The organism is Corynebacterium liangguodongii (assembly GCF_003070865.1).
In the GTDB taxonomy this organism is placed as follows: domain Bacteria; phylum Actinomycetota; class Actinomycetes; order Mycobacteriales; family Mycobacteriaceae; genus Corynebacterium; species Corynebacterium liangguodongii.
This window is the reverse complement of record NZ_CP026948.1, coordinates 2,140,093-2,159,808: the sequence shown is the minus strand read 5'-3', so window position 1 is coordinate 2,159,808 and position 19,716 is coordinate 2,140,093. Positions and strand designations below refer to the sequence as shown.

Annotated in this window: 34 protein-coding genes and 1 tRNA gene; all 35 read left to right on the top strand. The window is 62.0% G+C overall.

Going from position 1 to position 19,716, the window contains the following annotated elements; genetic code table 11:
• Window positions 1-6 precede the first annotated feature (6 nt).
• The 35 genes from recT (at window position 7) to C3E79_RS10140 (ending at window position 19,660) form a co-directional block, all read left to right on the top strand.
• Window positions 7-825 (top strand): recombination protein RecT, encoded by an 819-nt coding sequence (gene recT, locus C3E79_RS10305; protein WP_108404827.1) that lies wholly within the window; start codon window positions 7-9, stop codon window positions 823-825.
• Window positions 826-1,110: 285 nt separating this feature from the next.
• On the top strand, window positions 1,111-1,830 hold the full coding sequence (locus C3E79_RS11450; protein WP_146183409.1) for a hypothetical protein: 720 nt from the start codon (window positions 1,111-1,113) through the stop codon (window positions 1,828-1,830).
• A complete protein-coding gene (locus tag C3E79_RS10300) occupies window positions 1,817-2,146 on the top strand; it encodes a hypothetical protein (protein WP_108404826.1) in 330 nt (109 codons plus the stop codon). Before C3E79_RS11450 ends, C3E79_RS10300 begins: the two co-directional genes overlap by 14 nt.
• Window positions 2,147-2,192: 46 nt before the next feature.
• Entirely contained in the window at window positions 2,193-3,194 is a 1,002-nt protein-coding gene (locus C3E79_RS10295) for a hypothetical protein (protein ID WP_108404825.1), read from the top strand.
• 4 nt (window positions 3,195-3,198) lie between these two features.
• Window positions 3,199-3,666, top strand: coding sequence for a hypothetical protein (locus tag C3E79_RS11445; RefSeq protein ID WP_146183408.1), 468 nt, complete (start codon window positions 3,199-3,201; stop codon window positions 3,664-3,666).
• Entirely contained in the window at window positions 3,663-4,127 is a 465-nt protein-coding gene (locus C3E79_RS10285; RefSeq protein ID WP_146183407.1) for a hypothetical protein, read from the top strand. The genes C3E79_RS11445 and C3E79_RS10285 overlap by 4 nt, the downstream gene beginning before the upstream one ends.
• Before the next feature lie 204 nt (window positions 4,128-4,331).
• A complete protein-coding gene (locus C3E79_RS10280) occupies window positions 4,332-4,691 on the top strand; it encodes a hypothetical protein (protein WP_108404822.1) in 360 nt (119 codons plus the stop codon).
• 58 nt (window positions 4,692-4,749) lie between these two features.
• A complete protein-coding gene (locus tag C3E79_RS10275; RefSeq protein WP_108404821.1) occupies window positions 4,750-4,935 on the top strand; it encodes a hypothetical protein in 186 nt (61 codons plus the stop codon).
• On the top strand, window positions 4,932-5,138 hold the full coding sequence (locus C3E79_RS10270; RefSeq protein ID WP_108404820.1) for a hypothetical protein: 207 nt from the start codon (window positions 4,932-4,934) through the stop codon (window positions 5,136-5,138). Before C3E79_RS10275 ends, C3E79_RS10270 begins: the two co-directional genes overlap by 4 nt.
• A 190-nt stretch (window positions 5,139-5,328) precedes the next feature.
• The gene (locus C3E79_RS10265) at window positions 5,329-5,763 is read left to right on the top strand and encodes a single-stranded DNA-binding protein (protein ID WP_108404819.1); all 435 of its coding nucleotides are present in this window, start codon (window positions 5,329-5,331) and stop codon (window positions 5,761-5,763) included.
• The gene (locus tag C3E79_RS10260) at window positions 5,763-6,533 is read left to right on the top strand and encodes a DNA cytosine methyltransferase (protein WP_108404818.1); all 771 of its coding nucleotides are present in this window, start codon (window positions 5,763-5,765) and stop codon (window positions 6,531-6,533) included. The genes C3E79_RS10265 and C3E79_RS10260 overlap by 1 nt, the downstream gene beginning before the upstream one ends.
• A gap of 681 nt (window positions 6,534-7,214) precedes the next feature.
• A complete protein-coding gene (locus tag C3E79_RS10255; RefSeq protein ID WP_108404817.1) occupies window positions 7,215-8,066 on the top strand; it encodes a hypothetical protein in 852 nt (283 codons plus the stop codon).
• On the top strand, window positions 8,063-8,431 hold the full coding sequence (locus C3E79_RS10250; protein WP_108404816.1) for a hypothetical protein: 369 nt from the start codon (window positions 8,063-8,065) through the stop codon (window positions 8,429-8,431). The genes C3E79_RS10255 and C3E79_RS10250 overlap by 4 nt, the downstream gene beginning before the upstream one ends.
• Window positions 8,428-8,652, top strand: a complete 225-nt coding sequence (locus C3E79_RS10245) for a hypothetical protein (RefSeq protein ID WP_108404815.1) — start codon at window positions 8,428-8,430, stop codon at window positions 8,650-8,652. The genes C3E79_RS10250 and C3E79_RS10245 overlap by 4 nt, the downstream gene beginning before the upstream one ends.
• Window positions 8,652-9,074: a hypothetical protein gene (locus C3E79_RS10240; protein ID WP_108404814.1), complete on the top strand. Its 423-nt coding sequence runs from the start codon at window positions 8,652-8,654 to the stop codon at window positions 9,072-9,074. The genes C3E79_RS10245 and C3E79_RS10240 overlap by 1 nt, the downstream gene beginning before the upstream one ends.
• Window positions 9,075-9,201: 127 nt before the next feature.
• Window positions 9,202-9,459, top strand: coding sequence for a hypothetical protein (locus C3E79_RS10235; protein ID WP_146183406.1), 258 nt, complete (start codon window positions 9,202-9,204; stop codon window positions 9,457-9,459).
• Window positions 9,456-9,839 (top strand): hypothetical protein, encoded by a 384-nt coding sequence (locus C3E79_RS10230; protein WP_108404812.1) that lies wholly within the window; start codon window positions 9,456-9,458, stop codon window positions 9,837-9,839. Before C3E79_RS10235 ends, C3E79_RS10230 begins: the two co-directional genes overlap by 4 nt.
• Window positions 9,836-10,192, top strand: a complete 357-nt coding sequence (locus C3E79_RS10225; protein ID WP_108404811.1) for a hypothetical protein — start codon at window positions 9,836-9,838, stop codon at window positions 10,190-10,192. Before C3E79_RS10230 ends, C3E79_RS10225 begins: the two co-directional genes overlap by 4 nt.
• Window positions 10,185-10,547, top strand: coding sequence for a hypothetical protein (locus C3E79_RS11440; protein ID WP_146183405.1), 363 nt, complete (start codon window positions 10,185-10,187; stop codon window positions 10,545-10,547). The genes C3E79_RS10225 and C3E79_RS11440 overlap by 8 nt, the downstream gene beginning before the upstream one ends.
• Window positions 10,540-10,794: a hypothetical protein gene (locus C3E79_RS10215; protein ID WP_108404809.1), complete on the top strand. Its 255-nt coding sequence runs from the start codon at window positions 10,540-10,542 to the stop codon at window positions 10,792-10,794. Before C3E79_RS11440 ends, C3E79_RS10215 begins: the two co-directional genes overlap by 8 nt.
• A complete protein-coding gene (locus tag C3E79_RS10210; RefSeq protein WP_108404808.1) occupies window positions 10,787-11,203 on the top strand; it encodes a RusA family crossover junction endodeoxyribonuclease in 417 nt (138 codons plus the stop codon). Before C3E79_RS10215 ends, C3E79_RS10210 begins: the two co-directional genes overlap by 8 nt.
• Window positions 11,200-11,673, top strand: a complete 474-nt coding sequence (dut, locus tag C3E79_RS10205; RefSeq protein WP_235840673.1) for a dUTP diphosphatase — start codon at window positions 11,200-11,202, stop codon at window positions 11,671-11,673. The genes C3E79_RS10210 and dut overlap by 4 nt, the downstream gene beginning before the upstream one ends.
• A 241-nt stretch (window positions 11,674-11,914) precedes the next feature.
• Window positions 11,915-12,520 (top strand): type I-E CRISPR-associated protein Cas6/Cse3/CasE, encoded by a 606-nt coding sequence (locus tag C3E79_RS10200; protein WP_108404807.1) that lies wholly within the window; start codon window positions 11,915-11,917, stop codon window positions 12,518-12,520.
• The gene (locus tag C3E79_RS10195) at window positions 12,517-13,263 is read left to right on the top strand and encodes a hypothetical protein (protein WP_108404806.1); all 747 of its coding nucleotides are present in this window, start codon (window positions 12,517-12,519) and stop codon (window positions 13,261-13,263) included. The genes C3E79_RS10200 and C3E79_RS10195 overlap by 4 nt, the downstream gene beginning before the upstream one ends.
• Entirely contained in the window at window positions 13,241-13,615 is a 375-nt protein-coding gene (locus tag C3E79_RS10190) for a hypothetical protein (RefSeq protein ID WP_108404805.1), read from the top strand. Before C3E79_RS10195 ends, C3E79_RS10190 begins: the two co-directional genes overlap by 23 nt.
• Window positions 13,615-14,481 (top strand): hypothetical protein, encoded by an 867-nt coding sequence (locus tag C3E79_RS10185; protein ID WP_108404804.1) that lies wholly within the window; start codon window positions 13,615-13,617, stop codon window positions 14,479-14,481. The genes C3E79_RS10190 and C3E79_RS10185 overlap by 1 nt, the downstream gene beginning before the upstream one ends.
• A gap of 10 nt (window positions 14,482-14,491) precedes the next feature.
• Window positions 14,492-15,079 (top strand): hypothetical protein, encoded by a 588-nt coding sequence (locus C3E79_RS10180; protein WP_244280434.1) that lies wholly within the window; start codon window positions 14,492-14,494, stop codon window positions 15,077-15,079.
• A complete protein-coding gene (locus C3E79_RS10175; RefSeq protein ID WP_108404802.1) occupies window positions 15,070-15,855 on the top strand; it encodes a hypothetical protein in 786 nt (261 codons plus the stop codon). The genes C3E79_RS10180 and C3E79_RS10175 overlap by 10 nt, the downstream gene beginning before the upstream one ends.
• On the top strand, window positions 15,849-16,754 hold the full coding sequence (locus C3E79_RS10170) for a class I SAM-dependent methyltransferase (RefSeq protein WP_108404801.1): 906 nt from the start codon (window positions 15,849-15,851) through the stop codon (window positions 16,752-16,754). Before C3E79_RS10175 ends, C3E79_RS10170 begins: the two co-directional genes overlap by 7 nt.
• Entirely contained in the window at window positions 16,744-17,502 is a 759-nt protein-coding gene (locus tag C3E79_RS10165) for a phosphoadenosine phosphosulfate reductase domain-containing protein (RefSeq protein WP_108404800.1), read from the top strand. The genes C3E79_RS10170 and C3E79_RS10165 overlap by 11 nt, the downstream gene beginning before the upstream one ends.
• Before the next feature lie 13 nt (window positions 17,503-17,515).
• Window positions 17,516-17,749 carry a DUF3310 domain-containing protein gene (locus C3E79_RS10160; protein ID WP_108404799.1) on the top strand — a complete coding sequence of 78 codons (234 nt, stop codon included), beginning with the start codon at window positions 17,516-17,518 and terminating at the stop codon, window positions 17,747-17,749.
• 35 nt (window positions 17,750-17,784) lie between these two features.
• Window positions 17,785-18,282, top strand: a complete 498-nt coding sequence (locus tag C3E79_RS11860) for a WhiB family transcriptional regulator (protein ID WP_108404798.1) — start codon at window positions 17,785-17,787, stop codon at window positions 18,280-18,282.
• Entirely contained in the window at window positions 18,279-18,623 is a 345-nt protein-coding gene (locus tag C3E79_RS10150; RefSeq protein WP_146183404.1) for a hypothetical protein, read from the top strand. Before C3E79_RS11860 ends, C3E79_RS10150 begins: the two co-directional genes overlap by 4 nt.
• Before the next feature lie 343 nt (window positions 18,624-18,966).
• Window positions 18,967-19,039: transfer RNA gene (locus C3E79_RS10145), tRNA-Trp, on the top strand.
• A 78-nt stretch (window positions 19,040-19,117) separates the two neighbouring features.
• On the top strand, window positions 19,118-19,660 hold the full coding sequence (locus C3E79_RS10140; protein WP_108404796.1) for a ParB N-terminal domain-containing protein: 543 nt from the start codon (window positions 19,118-19,120) through the stop codon (window positions 19,658-19,660).
• The last annotated feature ends 56 nt before the right edge of the window (window positions 19,661-19,716 follow it).

Below are 19,716 nucleotides of genomic sequence, written 5' to 3'. Positions count from 1 at the left end.
ACAGCAATGAAAGACCTCGAGACCCGCATGGCCGCCAACCAGCAGCCCGCGCAGCAGCGCCCCACCACCCTCGCCGACCAAATCCGCGGCATGGAGCAGCAGTTCGCCCTCGCCATGCCCAAGGGGGCGGAAGCATCCCAGCTTGTGCGTGACGCACTGACCGCACTGCGACAGGCCCCGAAGCTCGCCCAGTGCACTCCACAGTCCGTGCTCGGGTCGCTCATGACCTGCGCGCAGCTCGGGCTGCGCCCCGGCGTCCTCGGGCACGCCTACCTTATCCCGTTCTACGACCGGCGTGCCGGCGGCCTGGTCGCCCAGCTTGTCATCGGCTACCAGGGGTTGGTGGAGCTCGCCCACCGCTCCGGCCAAATCAAGTCGCTGATTGCCCGCACCGTCTACGAAAACGACGTGTTCGACGTCGACTACGGGCTGGAGGACAAGCTCGTGCACAAGCCCTACATGGGTGGCGACAAGGGCCAGCCGATCGCCTACTACGCGGTGGCGAAGTTCACGACCGGCGGGCACGCGTTCTACGTCATGTCCCACCCGGAAATGCTCGACTACCGGGCGCGCTTCGCTAAGAGCGCGGAGCGTGGCCCCTGGGTCGACAACTTCGAAGCGATGGCCTTGAAGACGTGCGTGCGGCAGCTCTCGAAGTGGATGCCGAAGTCGACGGAGCTGGCGACGGCGATCGCCGCGGACGAGTCGGTGCGTGTCGACCTGACCCCGGATGCGATCAACTACCCGGAGCACGTGGATGGGGAGGTCGTCGACGCCCAGGGCACGACCGAGGACACGGCAGGGGAGGGTGAGCAGTCCGCCTAGGAGCGGTAACCGGGGTGGGGTATCCGGTTATCACACCCCCGCGCACCAAGCGCGCACGCTCAACCGTGACCTGCGGAAACACGAAGCGGAAAAGGGAAAACCGCAGGTCAAATATATCGCGCAAAGAACACGAAAACCAGGCGGCTGCCACCGCCCCCAACCATCAACCAGGACATGACACGACAAGCCACGAAATGCCGAAGCCCCCGCTGCAACAACCGCTCATGGCGCGCCGACGGATGGTGCAGCAAGCACGCCCAACACCTCGGCCTGTCAAGGCCAAGTGTGAACGCAGAAGACACGCGCAAAGCCCTCACCCGCCTCTACGAAGATGGGTGGACACAACAGCAGGTCGAGAACGCTGCAGGGGTGAACACCAGAACACAGCGTTTAATCGTCAACCATCGACAAGACACCGTGCGCCATACCACCCACGCCAAAGTGCTAAGCCTCATCGGCAAGCACCCACAAGGCGGGGGTAAGACCATCGCCTGGCCATCGACCCGTAGAATCCAGTCGCTCCAAGCCGCCGGGCACAGTGGACGAGCACTCGCGGCCATGCTCGAGATGTCACCGGAGTTCATCTCCCGCCTCTCCCTCGGCCGCCAAGACACCATCACCACAGTTGCCGCCGACCGCATCCGCGAGCTGTGGGACAACCTCGCCACCAAACCCGTCGCCGGTCCACCAACTGCAACAGCAAAGCGCCTTGGCTGGGCCACACCACTCGATTGGGACAACATCGACAACCCCGATGAACACCGCCCACCACTAGGAAAATACATCGACCTCGACGCTGGGCACAGGCGCGCAGCAGCCTTGATTCTCCGCCACTTCTCCCCAGAAGAACTCCCTGACCACGCCCCTACTCGTAGGCATCTCACACAGATCGCAGACGGACGAGCGGACCGAACGACCGTCAAGTTTTCCCAGTTTCTCTACCTGTGGGGAGAGCGCGCAAACACCCGCAAACGTCACCTTAAGGAGCGCCATGATGCAGCATGACATCGACGTCCGTGACGTCGCCTACTACGCCGAGATCGCGATCCATCGCGGGTGGGATTCTGCCGCGCAGGTTGCGATGAACCACCTTGCGGCTACCGGCAGGCCATTCACCGCGGATGACTTCCGCCGACTCATGGTCGATGCCCCCGACCCGCACCACCCCAACACGATCGGGTCGTTCTTCCGTCGTGCTCACGCCGATGGCCTCATCACACCGACCGGTCGTGTCGCACAGGCAACCACAGCGTCGCGTCACGGCGCGCTGATCCGCGAGTGGATCGGCACACCGCAGCTTGCGGTAATCGATGCCGCCTAGCCCATAAAAACCTGTAATTACACCCACCAGATTCCAAGGAGCACCCATGGCACGAATCCGATCCATCAAGCCGGAGTTCTGGTCATCCCCAAAAATCGGGGAGCTGGACCCATACTGGCGGCTGCTTTTCATCGCCATGTGGAACTGGGCGGACGACTTCGGCCGCGGCACATGTGAACCGCGAGAGCTCATGGGTTTCGCCTTCCCTCACGACGACGACATGACAGTCGGAGAGTTCCGCCGAGGACTCGGGGGAATCCATCGAGTGTTCGGAGTGAAGTTCTACCGTGTCGCGGGACGTTCCTACTACGTCATCCCAACGTGGGAACGGCACCAGAAAATCGACAAACGCGCCAAGGCATCGAAATACCCGGCACCAGACGAAGGTGAACCGTTCGACCCGGAAACGTGGCAGGTCACAAGCGAATCGGGAAATCCCGCCGAATCCTCGGAGGAACCCGCCGAGTCCTCGGGGGAACCCGCCGAGTCCTCGGGGGGCTACTCCGAATCCTCGGTGCTGGAACAGGGGAACAGGGGAACAGGGGAACAGGGGAACAGGGGAACAGACACTCTCGATCAGGCTTCGCCTGATCTCGAGCGTGCGCGTGCGACTGACCCAAGCAAGTTGAACCGGGTGCTTGAGCCGGATCCGGCCGAGTCGATCCCCGACACGTCTCGTGGCTACCCGGATGGGTTCGAGCGATGGTGGGCGACCTACCCGCGTCGGGTCGGCAAGCGGAAGGCCTTCGAAGCCTGGTACCGCGCCATCGGCACACGAGTGAACATCGGGGACCTCCAGGCCGCGACAGAGCGCTTCGCAGCCTGGCACGCCCAGGAGGGCACCGACGAGCGCTACATCCCCCACCCCACCACCTGGCTAGGCCGCGATGGCTGGCACGACGACCTCACACCACGACGAAAACAGGGCCCAGCAGCCCGCCTAAGCGACGAACAGGTACTCATGCGTGTCCTTGGCCCAAACGGCAACTCCAATGCGCCAGACGGCTTTGTAGACGGCCAAGTGATCAACCAAAAGCAGATCGGATAACCACATGCAAACCCCAGAACAAAAAACCGCCATCGCCGTCCGCGTCCTCGGCATCGGCAAACGCCTAGCCCCCGACCGATTCCCCGCCCACACAGACCGCAGCGGAAACATCGACCGCGACCTCGTACTCCAATGGGCCAAAGCCCTCGGAGCCAAAACCTACCCACTCGACCTATGGGAAGAAGCCGTCGAACACTGGGTCAACCACATCGACCACGGACGCATGGCCACCACCGGCGAAATCCTCAAAGCCGCCAAAGCCGTCCGCCAAAAATGGGAAGACGACCCCACCCGGCGCGAACAATTCAAAGCCCTCTACGAGGCCAGGGAAGCCGAACGCGAACGCCAATGGCGCGAAGGCACACTCGCCACAACCCGCGGACACAAACCAGCCATCCAACAAAAACCCCACCCCATCCCCAAAAACGTACTGAACCGCCTGCAACAAGTCGCAGAAAGGAAACGAGCATGAAACCACGAATGACCTACATGCCATCCAGCCTATGGCTCAACCAAAAATTCAGAGCACTCACCATGCCCGCCCAACACCTCCTCCTGCACGCCTACACCTCCCCGCTAACCAACCAAGCCGGAGTGCTGGACTGGCGACCCGCCAGGATCGCCGCCCACACCACCGGCCTAGACGCCAAAGACATCGAACACGCCGGAGCAGAACTCCAATCCACCGGGTGGCTAATCGTCGACGAAGAAACAGAAGAAGCAGGGATCCTGTCCTGGTTCTGCACCACCATCGTCATCAAACAACCCATGGTCATGCAAAACGCGCTGAAACTCGTCGAAGAAACCGCCTCCACCAAGGTGCGGCAAGCTCTCATCAACCAGATTCACGAAATGGACCAAGTCGAACCACCACTCAACGGGCTACAAACCGAGCACGCACGCGAATTCCTCGCCATGTATCCCGAAAAGTAACCCGCACAAAATACCCCCTGGGGGTATATCAGTATACGGGGTGGGGTATTGGTTTGTGCTGGTGAACGCGCATAAACTGTAGAATGTGATGTAAAACACACTATCTAGCTGGCGTCAAAAGTTGCCCGAAGTTACCCAAAGGGGTTACACTATCCACATACCAACCGGCTGCCACCGGAACACACCAACCAGGAAGGACACACCATGACCCCCGCAATGACCGCAGACCGCATCCGCCAAGCCGAACGCGCCGCAGGCGTCTACAACAACGACACCATCACCGGGCTCATCGTCGCCACAACCACACTCACAGTCCCCGGGGCTACCGCCGACGAATGCGACAACGCATTCATCACACGCTACGGGCAGGCCGCCTTTGACCTCATCATCGAAACCGCTCTCGCAAGCGACCACTGCACCTACGTCATCGAAGAAGGTTTCGAACTCTCCTGCGACTACAGCATTGGCGACGCCATTGAGCTTCTCGAGGACGCACTGCCACGAATCAACAGCGAGTGGACAGTCGAATGCGACTGTGAACCGCTCGCCACCATCACCTACTAATCCACCCGTCGCCGCTGGTCGAGAGATTCACCGGCCCACACCACAAAGGACCACCACCATGAACCGGACAGACCTCAACATCCTGATCGAAACCAACGACCCTTACACCACAATCAACGCCCTCTCCTACGCCTACGGCAGTCTCGCCGCAGCGCACGGCGAAAACGTGGCCGCCGACCTCGTCGACTTCTTCACCGCGGGCTTCGCCGCCGCGGAACGCATGCGCAAGGACCTAGCACTGTGACTGCACGCAACACGGCCTACACGGTCATCGTCGCCGGGCTCACACTGCTCGCACTCGCCTTCGTCGCCACGTTCTGCTGGCTCGCTATCAGCGTCGGCGGTGGCCTCCTCGTCCCCCTCGTCCTGCTCGTCACCGCCTGGGTCGCCCGTGACATCTGGGTCGACGTCCTCGGCGGCACCGCACACACCACACACGAAAGGTAATACCCATGTTTGATGTTCAGCCCCTCCTCGACCTCCTCCTCGCAATCCTCAACCTCACCGACGCCATCATCACCGCCATCTACGGCCTGTAAAGGACAACCATGCCCGAACCCACCTGCACCTGCACGCAAGACTTCGACACCCACGCAGACCAAGCACTCACCATCGCCAACGACGAAAGGACCAACGCATGATCGACTACCAATACCTCGCCGGGGGACTTACCGACACCCCGGAGGTTCGGTTCACCCCGTCGGGACGGGGCGTGGTGAATTTCACCCTCGCACAATCAGACTCCCGCAAGAACGACGCCGGGGAATGGGAGACCACCGCCAACAGGTACGTGCCCGTCACCCTGTGGGACACAGACCGCATCAGGTGGACCGATGCCCTCTCCGGACTCGACAAAGGCACGAAGATCGTCGTCCAGGGCAAGCTCATCACCCGCACCTGGGAAGCCAAAGACGGCACCAACCGCTCAAGGCTGGAGTTCCAGGCCCGACACGCCTATGTGGACGCCGCAGCAGGAGCGTCCGCACAGCAGCCGGCGCAACAGTCCGGGGGGGTTGCGCAGGACACACGAGGTGGATTCGGCGGGCAGAGCGAACAGGAACCACCATTCTGATGAAGATCGGATCGTTGTTCTCCGGTTACGGCGGTCTCGACCTGGCTGTGGAAGCCGTCACCGGGGCCAGGCCCGCCTGGTTCTGCGAGTGGGATGCCGCACCGTCAAAAATCCTCGCACATCACTGGCCCGGAGTCCCAAACTTCCGCGACGTCACCAAGGTCAACTGGTCACAGGTTGAACCCGTCGGCATCATCACCGGCGGCTCACCATGCCAAGATTTGTCCGCAGCTGGCAAACGCGCAGGCATGACCGAGGGCACACGTTCGAACCTTTGGGTGAACATGCGCGAAGCAATCGCAGCAATCAGGCCGCGCCTTGTGGTGTGGGAAAACGTACAAGGAGCACTCAGTGCAAAAGCAACAAGCGACAGCGACATGGAACAAGACGGCCGACCGATGGGAGACGGGGGAGGTGGACATCTTCGGGCACTCGGTCGCGTACTCGGAGACCTTGCCGAAATCGGGTACGACGCGAAATGGACGACTATACGAGCGTCCGACATTGGAGCACCCCACCACCGAGCCAGGGTTTTCCTCATTGCCTACCCCCGTACTCCCAACACCAGTAGTCAACGACATGGGAGCGGCATACACCCCCACGACGTGGGACGAGTGGACAACCAAAATGAAACAAAAACACGGCAACAGCAACGGACACGGCAAGTCACTGAACATCGAAGTACAACGACTACTGCCGACACCGGCCGCGTCGGACTGGAAACGGGACGACTGCCCGGCGGACAGGAACCGCAACACCCCCCCCATTAACAACAGTCTCCGTGTACTTTCCGACACCGCGAACAACCGACATGAACGGCTCAGGGAAACACGGGAGCGGAGGGGAGGACTTGAGCCCCGCCATAACCAGTTTGTCGAATGGGGCGAGTACGCGCCCGCTGTTCGACGGTGGGAGAGCAAAGTTGGCCCGGCACCAGACCCAACCGAACTAAACAGCAAGGGTAACCCTAGGCTCGCGGCCCCGTTTGCGGAGTGGATGATGGGCCTGCCCGCCGGGTGGGTCACCTCCCCGGAGATCGGACTAACCAGGGCGCAGCAACTCAAAGCCATTGGCAACGGCGTGTGCCCACAGCAGGCGGAAGTGGCGATACGGCACCTACTGAAACCCACCGACTAACCCCCGGCTGCTGGGTGTGCCAGCACGGCACCTACCCATGCAACTGCCCAGACAAGGAGACACAATGCGACTGCCTGACAGGAAGAAACCCGCAGGCAAATACGACAAATTCGTCCAAGACCTCCACAAAGCAGCCGTAGGCGACCCACAACTCTGGTGGCTCCCCCTACCCGGACAACGAGCACTCTCACCAGGCACACGAGCCACCTACCGCGCCCAAATCAACAACGGTGAACGCCTCGGCGAAGGTCTAGAAGCCTGCACACGCGCCGGGTGGCTCTACGTCCGCGTCAAACCATGAGAAAGGAACACCAATGAGTAACCAACTCACTCCTGAAAAGTTGGCCGAGATTCTGGCCGAGAACAATGACGAGTCGCTGCGCGCAGCGCTGGAAGCCTACGCCAAGAAGCCCTACCCGGAGCACCTGTTGGGCGTGTGGGCGAAGCACCCGGAGTACGGCGACGTGATGTGTCAGTGGGATAGGCCGAGCGTTGATGGAGACATGCGGGTTTCCTGGCGTGATGACCGTACCAATATTGGTACGAAAGTGGCTTTCATTTACGTTTCCGACCTGACTTTCCCTCACCAGGCCACCAAGCCGGAGGATGTGCCAGCGGGCGAGGCGTGGCTGGTGAACGTGAACGACGGGCACGACAGCGGCGAGTGCGTTGTCGCGCTGAAATACGAGGAAGACTCCTGGTGTACCGGAGATGGTGTAGTAGATGGCGAGGACTGGTGGGAAGATAGGGATGTCACTTTGATCGCCCCCCTCACCCCATGCCCGGCCCCCGCGCAGGAGCCGGAGCACCCGCGCACGCTGTCAAGCGCTGAGGACTACGAGACCGCCCCGGTGGGAACCATTGTTGTGGGCGGGCCCAGCAAACCTTGGTGCAAACTCTCTACAGACTTCTGGAGTAATTCAGGTTCCCGCCCGAGCGAAAGCAACTTCGCCTTATCACAAATGGACGCACAGGGGGTGGGGCTAGTGAGTACCGAATACAGGATCGTGCACAGGACGCCCAGGGCAACGTCACCAATGACGGTGTCAAGCTTCGACGAGGCACGCGCCGAGATCGACAAGGCACGCAGACTCGACCCGGTATTCGCCAACGGTCTAGTGATCGAGTCACGCGAGGTCACAGACTGGCAGGAGGTGGAGCTGTGACGTTTCCAAAGCAGTCCAAGACCATTGAGATGGGGATAGCGTATGGCATGCTGTACGAGATTTGTATGGGGCCGTTCTCGATCAATGGGTATTTGCAGTTGCCGCCCGGACACCCGTGGATAGGCAGTGATTTGGAGCGAGACCACGACATTAAGGTACACGGGGGTATCACCTACCGCGCAGGTCGCGTGATCGGGTTTGATACCGCGCACGCTGGCGACGGATACCACCCGGATGCGCCTATTAGCAAAGCCAAGAAGCTCGTGACGTTCCTCATGTCGGGTCACGTGTGGGAGCTGGAGGAAGTGCGGGAAGAGCTTTTCCGCCTGGCGGTGCAAGCCCACGCGGCGGAGGTGGTGGAATGAGCGACCGCATCACCCCAAGCAAACTGACCGAAAACGACGTGGAAATGCTGAAGCGAATCGCCTGGGAGGGAGGAGCTTTTGAAGCGCTCGAATACGGCATTGAGGTCGGTGTCTTCGAGCGCCCGGAGTTGAAGCGGCTTTGGGAGGCACTCTCAGCAGATTTCGCGTCGTTCCGCCTCAAAGAGATGGTTTTAGAGGCCCTGATTGAGGAGATTGAGTAATGGCCGAATACATCACCCCGGAGCAGGCGCGGGAACTACTGGAGGACACGACCCCAGGCCCGTGGACGCTGCGCAAAACCGTTGATGGGGAGGACACCCCCATCGTGGTCGCCGAAGGCGTTAAGCGCCACATTATGACAGCCGACCCAGCAGACTCCGCAGATCGACAGCAGGCAAACGCGAACCTGGTTGCTGCCGCCCCCGACCTGGCCACCATGATCGCCTGGGGGCGGGTGGAGTTCGCGCTCGCACGGGACAGCGACTACGGGTGGGCCGAGTATTTCACACAGTGGGGCGGGTGGACGGTGGAAAAAAGCGCCGCGTGGTGGCACCCGCACCGCGACTTTATGGAAAGGCGACGAGACGGCGGCACGCGCATCGTCTCCCGCTTAGTCATCGACCTGGAGGAGGAAGACGAGTGAGACCTGACTATGACCCGCCCGAGGGTATGCGCTGGACATTCAACGACGAGTACGGCTGGCATTGGGTGCCGGTCGAGGAACCGAGTGTCCAAACCTTCCACGAAGCATTCACATTGGAGGAGGAATGGTGAGCAACATTGACCGCACCATCACCGTCACACTGCCGCGGCCCTACTTCTCCGACGAGTGGGAAACGATATTCACTACCCACGAAGACGTTGCCTGGGAAAATACCGAGCTTGAGCGCCAGCGTACGACGGCGGTGTGGCGCGAAGAACCAGGAACCGTCGGTATAGGCATTGGAAATGCAGACTTCTTCATGCTCGACCATGAAGCGGAATCGGTAGCACTCGCACTACTCGCACACGCAAGGAGGAACACATGAGCATCCACGACGACCTGCGCAAATACATCGGCGACCTCCTCGCGGGAGAAATCTACTGCTACGGGCAAGATGCCCCACTCACCCGCGATCAGCGTGAAAGCCTCGCCTACGACCTAACCCGAATCCTGAAGGAAAATCTGGATGCGAGGACACAGGATAGAACCATCGAGGTGACGCTACCCGAGCCGGACCGAACAGTGGCCGGTTACGAGGCGTATTGGGAGCATCGAATGATCGACCCGGAAGACTACGTCTATGCCATCAAGGGCGGGCACGTCTTAATGTCGCTAAAACAAGGCGGGGTTATTCCTCCAGGGCAGGCGCGCCACCTGGCGTATGCCCTTCTCGCAGCAGCCAACCACGCGGAGGTACAGGAATGAACAACCAAGAAAAAGCCCGCAGCATCATCGAGCGCACCGTGCTAGGCAAGCAGACAACAGCCACCAGCACCGCACTCGCCATTACCCAAGCCCTCGCCGACGCGGGCCTACTCATGCCGGAATTGCCGGAGCCGGGCAGGGCATGGGCAGATGATGACGCGCCCTGGCTGTGGAAAGTCGCGGAGATGCAAAACTCCTTAGCAGTAACGCTCGATACAAGGTACCGACAGCCGGTAATCGGCATTGAGGACTTTAATCAGGAGTTCAAGCGCCTAATCCCCGCCCAGGCCCGTGACCTCGCGCACTCCCTACTCGCAGCAGCCCAATGGGCGGAAGGAGACACCAATGACTAAAACCCTCGCCGACATGACACCCGAGGAGCGGGCGGAATGCGTCGGCATGTGGTGCCACTATCCGTCGACGCGTAACCGGCTCGGGGTACTCTACAGAGTCGAAAGTGGTGGAACCCCATACGTTCTTCGTTTTAATGTTCGGATCGAGGTGCTCGGGTTCTCCGCGGAAGACGTCATCCCACGCTTCGACCTCCCCCGCGCCTGGCAGCCGGACGGGACACCGATTCGCATGGACATCCAGACCGAGACCATCGGGGAGCACGGCGAATACGAGGACGAGTACGGCTTCCCCGACCTGCCCGCGGGCACCATCGTGAAGCGCCACGTCACCCCGTGGGAGGTCGAACGTGACTGAAGCCCTCGCCGACATGGCGCTAGAGAAGCATTCCGAGTGCATCGGGATGTGGTGCGAGGCAGGCGGCAAGCTGTCGGTCATCCGTGGCGTGTACCACTGGAGCGACGGCGGGTTGCGCTTCCGACTCATCAACCCAGCAACCGACACATTATCACGCTTCACTCCGATGGAGGCTGTCACGCTCCGCCCCGACCTACCCCGAGCATGGGAACCGGACGGGACGCCGTGGGAGGGGGAACATGACTAACGCAACCACCACTGCCCCAATACTCGACGTGTTCATTCCCGGCAAACCCATCCCCAAAGGATCCATGCGCCACATAGGCCGCGGCGTCATGGTGCACGACAACCCCGAACTCGCACGATGGATGGACACCATCCGCCTCATCTGCCATACCCGGTACCATGCTGATCCCGTGGACGAGCCGGTCGAAGTCCATGCCGTGTTCTACCTCCCCCGCCCCAAACGCCCACGCTTCCCACTCCCAGGCACCAAACCAGACAGCGACAAACTCGCCCGCGCCATCGGCGACGCACTCGAAGGCATCGTCATCGCCAACGACTCACGCATCACAGACTGGCACACCAAGAAACGCTACGCAGACGAGCAACACCCCATGGGTGCGCACATCACAATCAGAAAGGCCACCGAATGACCAACCTCACGCACAAACACGTCGAAGAACTGGAGCGACGCATGGAACAGCCCCGCGTCATGCGCCTCCACGAAGCAGCCCTCCTACCCACCCGGGCGCATGAGTGGGACGCTGGGTGGGACGTGCACGCCGACGAAACCGTAGTGATCCGCCCCGGGGAGACCGTCAAGGTGCGCACAGGTATCGCTGTCGGTGTGCCTGTCGGGCAGGTGTGCGACGTCCGCTCCCGCAGCGGACTGGCGTCCCGCGGGGTAGTGGTCGCCAACAGCCCGGGCACCATCGACGCTGGATACGTCGGGGAAGTGTGCGTGCTGTTGCACAACCAGGTCCGCGAACTCCACCGCGTCAACAGGGGCGACCGCATCGCCCAACTCGTGTTCCTCCCCATCAACACCACACCACTGCGCGAAGTTAACGCTCTCGACGAGTCGGAGAGAGGAGGTGCTGGGTTTGGCAGCACGGGCAAATGACTGGCGCGCACACCAAAGACTTTCTGCAACCGACGTAGCAAACCTCATCGGCTACAGCCCGGCCACCATCTTCAGCTGGCACCACGCAGGCAAAATGCCACCACCAGCCCCACCAAAACGCCTCGAATGGTACGCCGCCGACATCAAACGGTGGATCGCTGAAAACTTCGACACCGACACAGCATGACAAACGTATCCCGAAGTGTCCCAATTGGGTGACATATCGGCTAGGGTTGAGCGCATGACACAGGCGTGTTCCCCGCCATCATGCGGGGCTAAAACCCTCATCACCACTTGCCAGTTATCTTGTCGTGCGCGGCGGTTGGAGCGTGATTCGCAGGCGATGCACCGCACGCTGAAGCACGTGATCCCTGGCCCGCACCTGTGGGGTGTGCCGGAGCATGGTGTGCTGGTTGTGCAGCACCAGGAGCCGGTGCACTGGCCCACTGCCATGCCGGGGGTTGTGGATCACTCCCACACGGTGGAGGTCACGACACCTATCACCGGCGCTCCTATCACGTGGGCGATCATCGCCAACCCCACCCGAGCCATAGCGCAGGGTATGGGGAAGCGGGGCAAGCGGGTTGCTGTCACCCCGGACGGGTGGAAACGCTGGATTGGGGACAGGCTCGAGGGTGCGATCAACATCCGTGACCTGGACGCGGCTGGACTGCCCGTGGCTCGGGGGAAGCGGCACGAGATGCGCACTACCCATCACCGTGTGCTGTACACGGGTACCGGCACGGTCGCCAACCAGGCCCGGTTGGCGGAGCTGCAGGCGACCGGCATTGGCCGCGGTAAGGCCTACGGGTGTGGGCTGCTCATCGTGCAGGAGGGGATCGTATGACCGCGGCGCAAACACTGATCTGGGAGACCGCCGGACGGCCCGGGGTGACCGGGGCGAAAGGAAAACTCCTCAAACCCGAACCGGCCATCTGCGCCATCACCGGGGAGTATTGCGAGGTCACCGCCGACGCCACTCGCGCACTGGGGGAGAATTTCACCGACCAGTCCCTGTGGCGTGCCCACACCGGGAGGGTGGGGCAGGCTGCCCTGTGGTGCTGCTCGGGTAAGGGCAAGGACTCGCCGCGGATGTGGTCGTGGGTGTGCGCCCCCGGGCATGATGTGCCGGACAGTGTGGAGAAAGCGCCCCTGCATGTGCCGGGGCTGTGCCAGACGAACCGGGGAAACACGCGCCCGATCATTGACACGCTCATGAGCCCGCCTGCGGGTGAGTGGGTCGTGTGCGTCGCAGTATCCGGCCAGAAGCACGTCCTGCCGTATGCCACCACAAACCGCGGCGTGGGGGAGTGGACGATCCGCATGGAGGACACCACCATCACCGCCACACCCACCCAGTGGCGAACCGTCTTCGAGTCGGTGCTGGCACTACGCCGCCTCGGGATCCCCGCGGACAGTATCAAGACCGGACGCCCCGACCACATCAAAACCCTCGAGAAGCTGCGCTGGTGGCAGGAATACCAGTCCACCCTCGCCCCCTACCAAACCTCACCCTTGGTCGACCTGGCCCTGTGGTGCATCACGAAACCAATCATGGAGGACAACATTGTCTACACCTACAGCCGATGAACTCGACTACGCGACCATCAAGCTGATCTTCGCGCTGCGTGACAGCCTCACCCAAGACGGGCCCTCCCGCCTCGACTTCTGGAACACCAGGGTTACCACGGCGATTGAGACCGCCGCCGCCGGATCATCCACCGCCGGGCAAGCAATCACCACCGCGGCCCGCAAACTGCAAATCCCCGCCCTGGGCAAGGATCCCTCGGCTCATGCCGCGGACGCCGCGGCAATCATCGACCAGGACTACGCGGCGTGGGCACGCCACATCGCCCAGAACATCGTCTACATCGTCGCCCTCGCCCGCATTGAAAACACCGAGCTGCAGGCCGCTAAGACCGCACTGAAGGAGACCCGCTAATGACCACCATCACCCCCACCGCACCGACCACCGTCCACCTGTCTGCTACCCTCACATCCCCCTTCCACCACGGAGCTGGCAGCGCCGGAAACACCAGCCTGCTGCGCACCCAGGACGTCCTCCAGCCCGACGGCACCGTCGCCCGCGTACCATTCCTCTCCGCCGCGAGTGTGCGCCACGCCCTGCGTGACGCGTTGGCGTGGGAAACCGCCCGCATCATCGGCCTCGAGCCGGGCAGCCTCACGAAGCAGGCCGTCGACCTCCTCTGGGCCGGTGGGGCCGTGTCCTCCACAGGGGCACGCACCGACCTGGAGATGATGCGCCGCGTCGAGGAGCACTACCCGACGTTGGCGATGCTCGGCTACGCCGCCAAGTCGGACATCATCACCGGCACGCTACGCGCCAGTGACATGATCCTCGCCTGTAGGGAAAACGCGCACCGCCTTAACACCGACCCCGACGAGCTCCGCCCAGCCGCCCACTACCGGTCGGAGGAGTTCGGTACCCGCCACGACCAGGCCAGCAGCCCCGCGGGCCAGTACATTCGGCTTGCCGGGGAGGTTGAGACCACGCAGATGATCTGGGACACGCAGGTCCTCATCCCTGGGGCTGTGCTGTGCGGTGAGGTCTCCCTCACCCCCGCGGCCACCCGGGCGCATATCGACGCGCTGGGGGCCGCACTGCACCTGTGGGCACCCGATGGGGTGGTGCGCCTCGGTGCGAAAACCGCGCAGGGCTACGGCACCGCCACCCTGTCCCACCAGGACAACCTCGCGGGCTGGGACACCCATTACGGGCTGTGGGCCGAGCACGTCGCAGACCACGCCGACGACATCCGCTCCCTCCTCGCCGACCTGGGGGAGTAGTGCCGTGGACGTGACCATCACTGCACGGCTTAGTACCCCCGTGGTGGGTAGGGTAGGCCCCCTCGACGGCCCGTTGGCGTGGGCAGCATGGCAGCACGCGGCAGCCGCCGGCGAGACGCTCGACCCGATCACCGACGACCAATGCCCGGATTTTGACCTCCCCCTCGCACGGTGGGAGCAGGACGGCTACTGGGGGTGGTGCGTCTCCAACCCCATCGGGGAGCCTGTGCATCACAGTGCTGTGGAGATTCGACGCCGCCCAGCCTCCACAGCGATGGCCGCGTACACGCAGGCGCGGGAGCACCACACGGGTCTCGGCCCGCTCAAGGCGAGAAACGTCACCCTCGCAGCAACCCACTACACCACGATCAGCTGGCACGCCACCATCACCGACAGGGCACGGCTCGACACGCTGCTCGGCCACATCACCCACCTGGGTGGCAGGCACAGGAACGGGTATGGCCGGGTCGCTGGCTGGGAGGTCCAGCCAGGCCCGGCAGGTGGGTGGAGGAAGCGCCCTCTCCCCGCGGAGGGTGGGCGGGTGATGCGGGTACGCGCCCCCTACTGGCACCCCACAGAAAGAACAGCATGCGCCTAACCACCGTCATGCCCACAATCCCAGAGCGACGCACCTGGCGAATCCCAACCATCGCCCAGCTCGACGCGCTCGGACTCACCCCCACGGTCGTGGAGCAAGACCCAGCCCTACCCATCGGCCACGCCTCACAACTCACCACCGCCCAAAAGGCGTTGACTGCTGGGCTAGAGTCGGGCGCTAGCCACATCCTCTACGCCGAAGACGACATCGACATAGACCCCACCATCACCCGATACCTCGACGAACCGGGTGAGGGGATCCTCACCTTCTGGTACCGGCGCAGGTTCACCCCACGCCCGGACGGGCTCATCCCCAATCGGCTACGCTGGATCAGCTCGCTGGCCTTCCTCTGCGACCGAGCTACCGCCCAGCGTCTCGCCGCCTACAGCGGCAAACCGGGTATCGACATGGCCATGCGCCACGACCAGGCCCCCCTCTACGCCACACCCCGCCCCATGGTGGAGCACAGGGCCGTGCCACGCGCAGCCTCCACCGGCAGCCACATCACCAGCGAAGGCGACTACCAAGGCCCCAACTCGCACCACATCCTCACCCATGTGTGGGAGTGGCTTCCCGCCCGACGCGACCGCAAACGCGTCACCACACCAAGCATCGCCGCCAACGCGCTGGGGATTACCCCGCATGAGGTCACCTGGGCGTACCAAGCACTGCTCACCATGGGCTGCGTCATCAGAGACCCATCCGGCTTCCACCGAGCCGCACCACCCCCATGGCACACCACACAACCCACCGAGGAGGACCCACAACTGTGGTAAACATCGCCCACGGATACCGAGACAGCGACGGCAAGTGGCATGCCGACAACCCCGAGGACTACCCACCCATGGACATCCATGGGCAGCTGCCATGGTCCGTCCTCGACCAAAGCGCTGGGCACTGGCGAGCACGAGTGAAATGGTGGCGCAACCAAGGCGTGGACGACATCACCCCGCGCCTTCACGCCCCCGCGATGATTAACACTGGCCGCCACGGCCGCAACTCACAGGGAGTCTCCCGGTTCGACCCGTTCCTCACCGAGCTGCTCGTCACCTGGCTATCAGCACCAGGAGACCTGGTCTACGACCCCTGCGCCGGAGGCCCCGTGCGCGGCATCGTCACCACCCACCTAGGCCGCGAATACACTGGCTGCGACATCAACCACGACCAAATAGAAGCCAACCGCGCCGTAGCTAGTAGGTGGGGACTAACCCCAGAATGGCTCCACATGGACGGGAGAGACCAGGCCGTCGAGCCACAAACACAAGACTTTGTGCTGACCTGCCCGCCTTACCACAACCGCGAACGCTACAACGTAGGCGACGGCGACCTATCCATGATGCGCTGGGAAGAATTCACCAAAGCGCACCAGGACATGGTGCGAGCAGCCACCTACACACTCAAGCCAAACCGCTTCCTCGCGTGGGTCATCTCCGACGTCCGTGACTCCAAAGGTCACCTCCGTGGCTTGCCCGAGCTCGCCACCACCCACATCAAACTGGCTGGGTTGCACATCACCAACCAGCTCATCCTCGCCGAACCAGGCGGCCTGCGGGTTAAAACCATGCGGGTGCCGTGGACAGCAGCCCGCACCACCACACGCCGCCACCAACACATCATCATCGCCGTCAAAGGCGACCGCAAAGCAGCAACCAAGAGGATCACCAATGCTCATTGATTCTCCCCGCCTCAAACACGGGGACAGGGAACACTGGTCCCGCCTCGAGCGCTATGACCAGGCAATCGGCACCCGCCTCGACCGCAAAGAAGAACAAGCCATCACCCGCATCACCCAGTGGGCCGCGGCAGGTGACGGGGTGTGCTCCGTCTCCTGGGGCAAAGACTCCACCGTCGTGGCACACCTCCTCGCATTGTCTGGTGTACGCGCACCGATCGTGTGGGTACGCTCCGACCCATTCGAAATGCCAGAATGCGACGACGTGAAGGACGCATTCCTCGCCACCCACACCGTCGAATACGTCGAAAAACGAGCAATACTCCGCAACCCCAAGCGTGGTGAAGAAGGCTACGAAACCCACCACACCAACCCGAACAAAAAGCACCAAGACGTCCTCAAAGAAAACATCCGCGGCCGCTATATCTCCGGCGTCCGCGCCCAAGAATCACGCATGCGCCAACGATCCGCCCGCTGGCACGGCACGGTCTCCAAAAACACCTGCCGTCCCATCCTCGACTGGACCGCCGAAGAAGTCTTCGCCTACATGTATCGCGAAAACCTCCCCGTCCACCCCGCTTACGCCATGACCTACGCAGGCAAACTGGATCGCCGCTGGCTCCGTGTCCACCCCCTGTGCTCCTACCACGAGGAGTCCAGCGTCCACGGCCGGGACATGGTCTCCTGGGAAGACGACTACTACGCAGACGCAATCCACGCAGCCATCCAACACCGATTGATAAACCGATAAAAGAGGTGACAATGTGAGTGACCCCATCAACCCTGACCACTACCAAGGGTTCACATCTGGCGCGCAGGCCATCGACATCACAGAGCATTTAACGTTCAACGGTGGTAACGCCGTCAAATACCTGGCCCGATCATGCCGCCTCGATGGACACAACAAAGGTGACGTGCTGCAAGACCTACAGAAGGCAGCCTGGTACGTGCAGCGCGAAATTGAGCGCATCCAGGAAAAACACGCATCAGACGTGTAGCCCAAAGTAACCCACGTGCACTAGTGTGATTTAGTGTGCGTCCACCGTGTGAAGGACACAGTGTTTTCATCAACCCAGCCCAGGCGTCGGAGCAGGAACGTGCCGACGCCATCGAGATGTGCCAGCACTGCCCCATCCAACGCGAATGCGCTGTGGATGCACTCACCGCCGGAACCACCCTTGACAAGGAGCGTGTCACCGAAGCAATGGACGTCATCCAAGCCGGTGTGTGGCTTAACGGGCGAAGGCAACAAATCGCACACCTGTACAACATCGTAGGGCTCACACCACAAGAGAGAGCCGGGAAGCGACCCCCGACGCCACGAGTCTGCTTGGACTGCGGGCGGAGGATGATTCCCCGCGACAAGTCGATTCACCTCACACCCGAAATCATCACGCACGCGGCCCGCGGCTACTGCCGAACCTGCTACGCCCGCCGCAAACGCAAGGGCCTCCTGCCGGAACTGAAACAGAAGCACCAAGCCGTTCTCGGGTGGCCGGAGCAACATACACGCAAGGACGGTAAACCGTGAACGAGTTTGAGCGCTGCAAACGCAAGGCTCGTAGGAAGCCTACGCTACAACGGGGTGTTTTGGTACCGATGAACGTGTGGGAAGCAGTGCGGCGCAAAGCGCTTGAGGTGAGAGCAAGGATCGACATGGGGCGCTTCGATGTGGACGCGATCTATCCCATCGTCATGCAGCGCGGTAACTATGTTGTTGACATGGGTAACGAGCGCAGCGCGTGGTACGACGTGACACCGGTTGTGAACGATGACGTGACTGTCACGATGTTGTCTGGCGGGTACGTTATCGGTTTTGTCCGCGAGTTCGACAACATTGGGATGTTCACTGGGGAAAGTGTCCAAATGTAGCCCAATCATGGTGTAGGATGACAGGCACGTGATTCAGTGTTTAAGGGCTACTCATGACCCTTCCCCTTTCGGGCGAGGTAGTACCTGCACGGGGTTGCTAGTCATACTGGGTTGCATTATTGTCCACGTGCGGCTCGGCTTGGCGAATGGCTCGAGCAAGGGTTGGATGTCCCCTTCATTGATCCCTGGCCACGGGGGGTAGAACTCGAGCAAGACTGTGGCGGAGCGTGAGTAGCATCCCACCTTGGTGCAAGGCCAGGGCACGCACGAGACATGCACCAAACGGTGTATGTCCTATCGAGGCTGGGCTAGTGCCAGCGTTACGCAAAACTAGCCACCGCAGTAAGGCGTAGCTCAACTGGTAGAGCGCTGGTCTCCAAAACCAGTGGTTGCAGGTTCAAGTCCTGTCGCCTTAACGTAGTTCCTTGTGGTGTAAGTGGCAGCACACGAGGTTTTGGCCCTCGAAGCCCAGGTTCGACCCCTGGCAAGGAAGCATGGCCCACGTTCCGTTGAAAGACATCGCCTACTACCCTGGCAACGCTCGCCGCGGCAACGTTGACATGATCGCCGACTCCCTCAAAACCCACGGCCAGTACAAACCCATCGTCGTCAACCGCGGCACACAAGCCCCCGAGCTCGCAAACACCGTCATCGCCGGAAACCACACACTGCAGGCCGCGGCACTGTTGGGTTGGGACACGATCGACGTGCACTACATTGATGTCACCGCCGACGAAGCACGCCGAATCGTCCTCATCGACAACCGCACCCAGGACAAAGCCACCTACGACGTCGAGGCCCTCCTCGACCTCCTGACAGAAACCCCCGACCTCGACGGCACCGGGTTCACCCGCGACGACGTCGACGCCCTCCTCGAATCACTCGACGAGCAGGAAACCGACGACGACATACCAGACATGCCCGACGAACCGGAACCCGCGGTATGGGCCGTCCTCGTCGAATGCGACAGCGAAGCCGACGCCCGCGACCTCAAAGCCCGCCTCATCGCCGAAGGCTACCAAGCAGGAATCGCCTAGCCGGACAACCCCCACACAGCTGTAACCTGACCGCCCGAACCACGACCCGGGAGGTC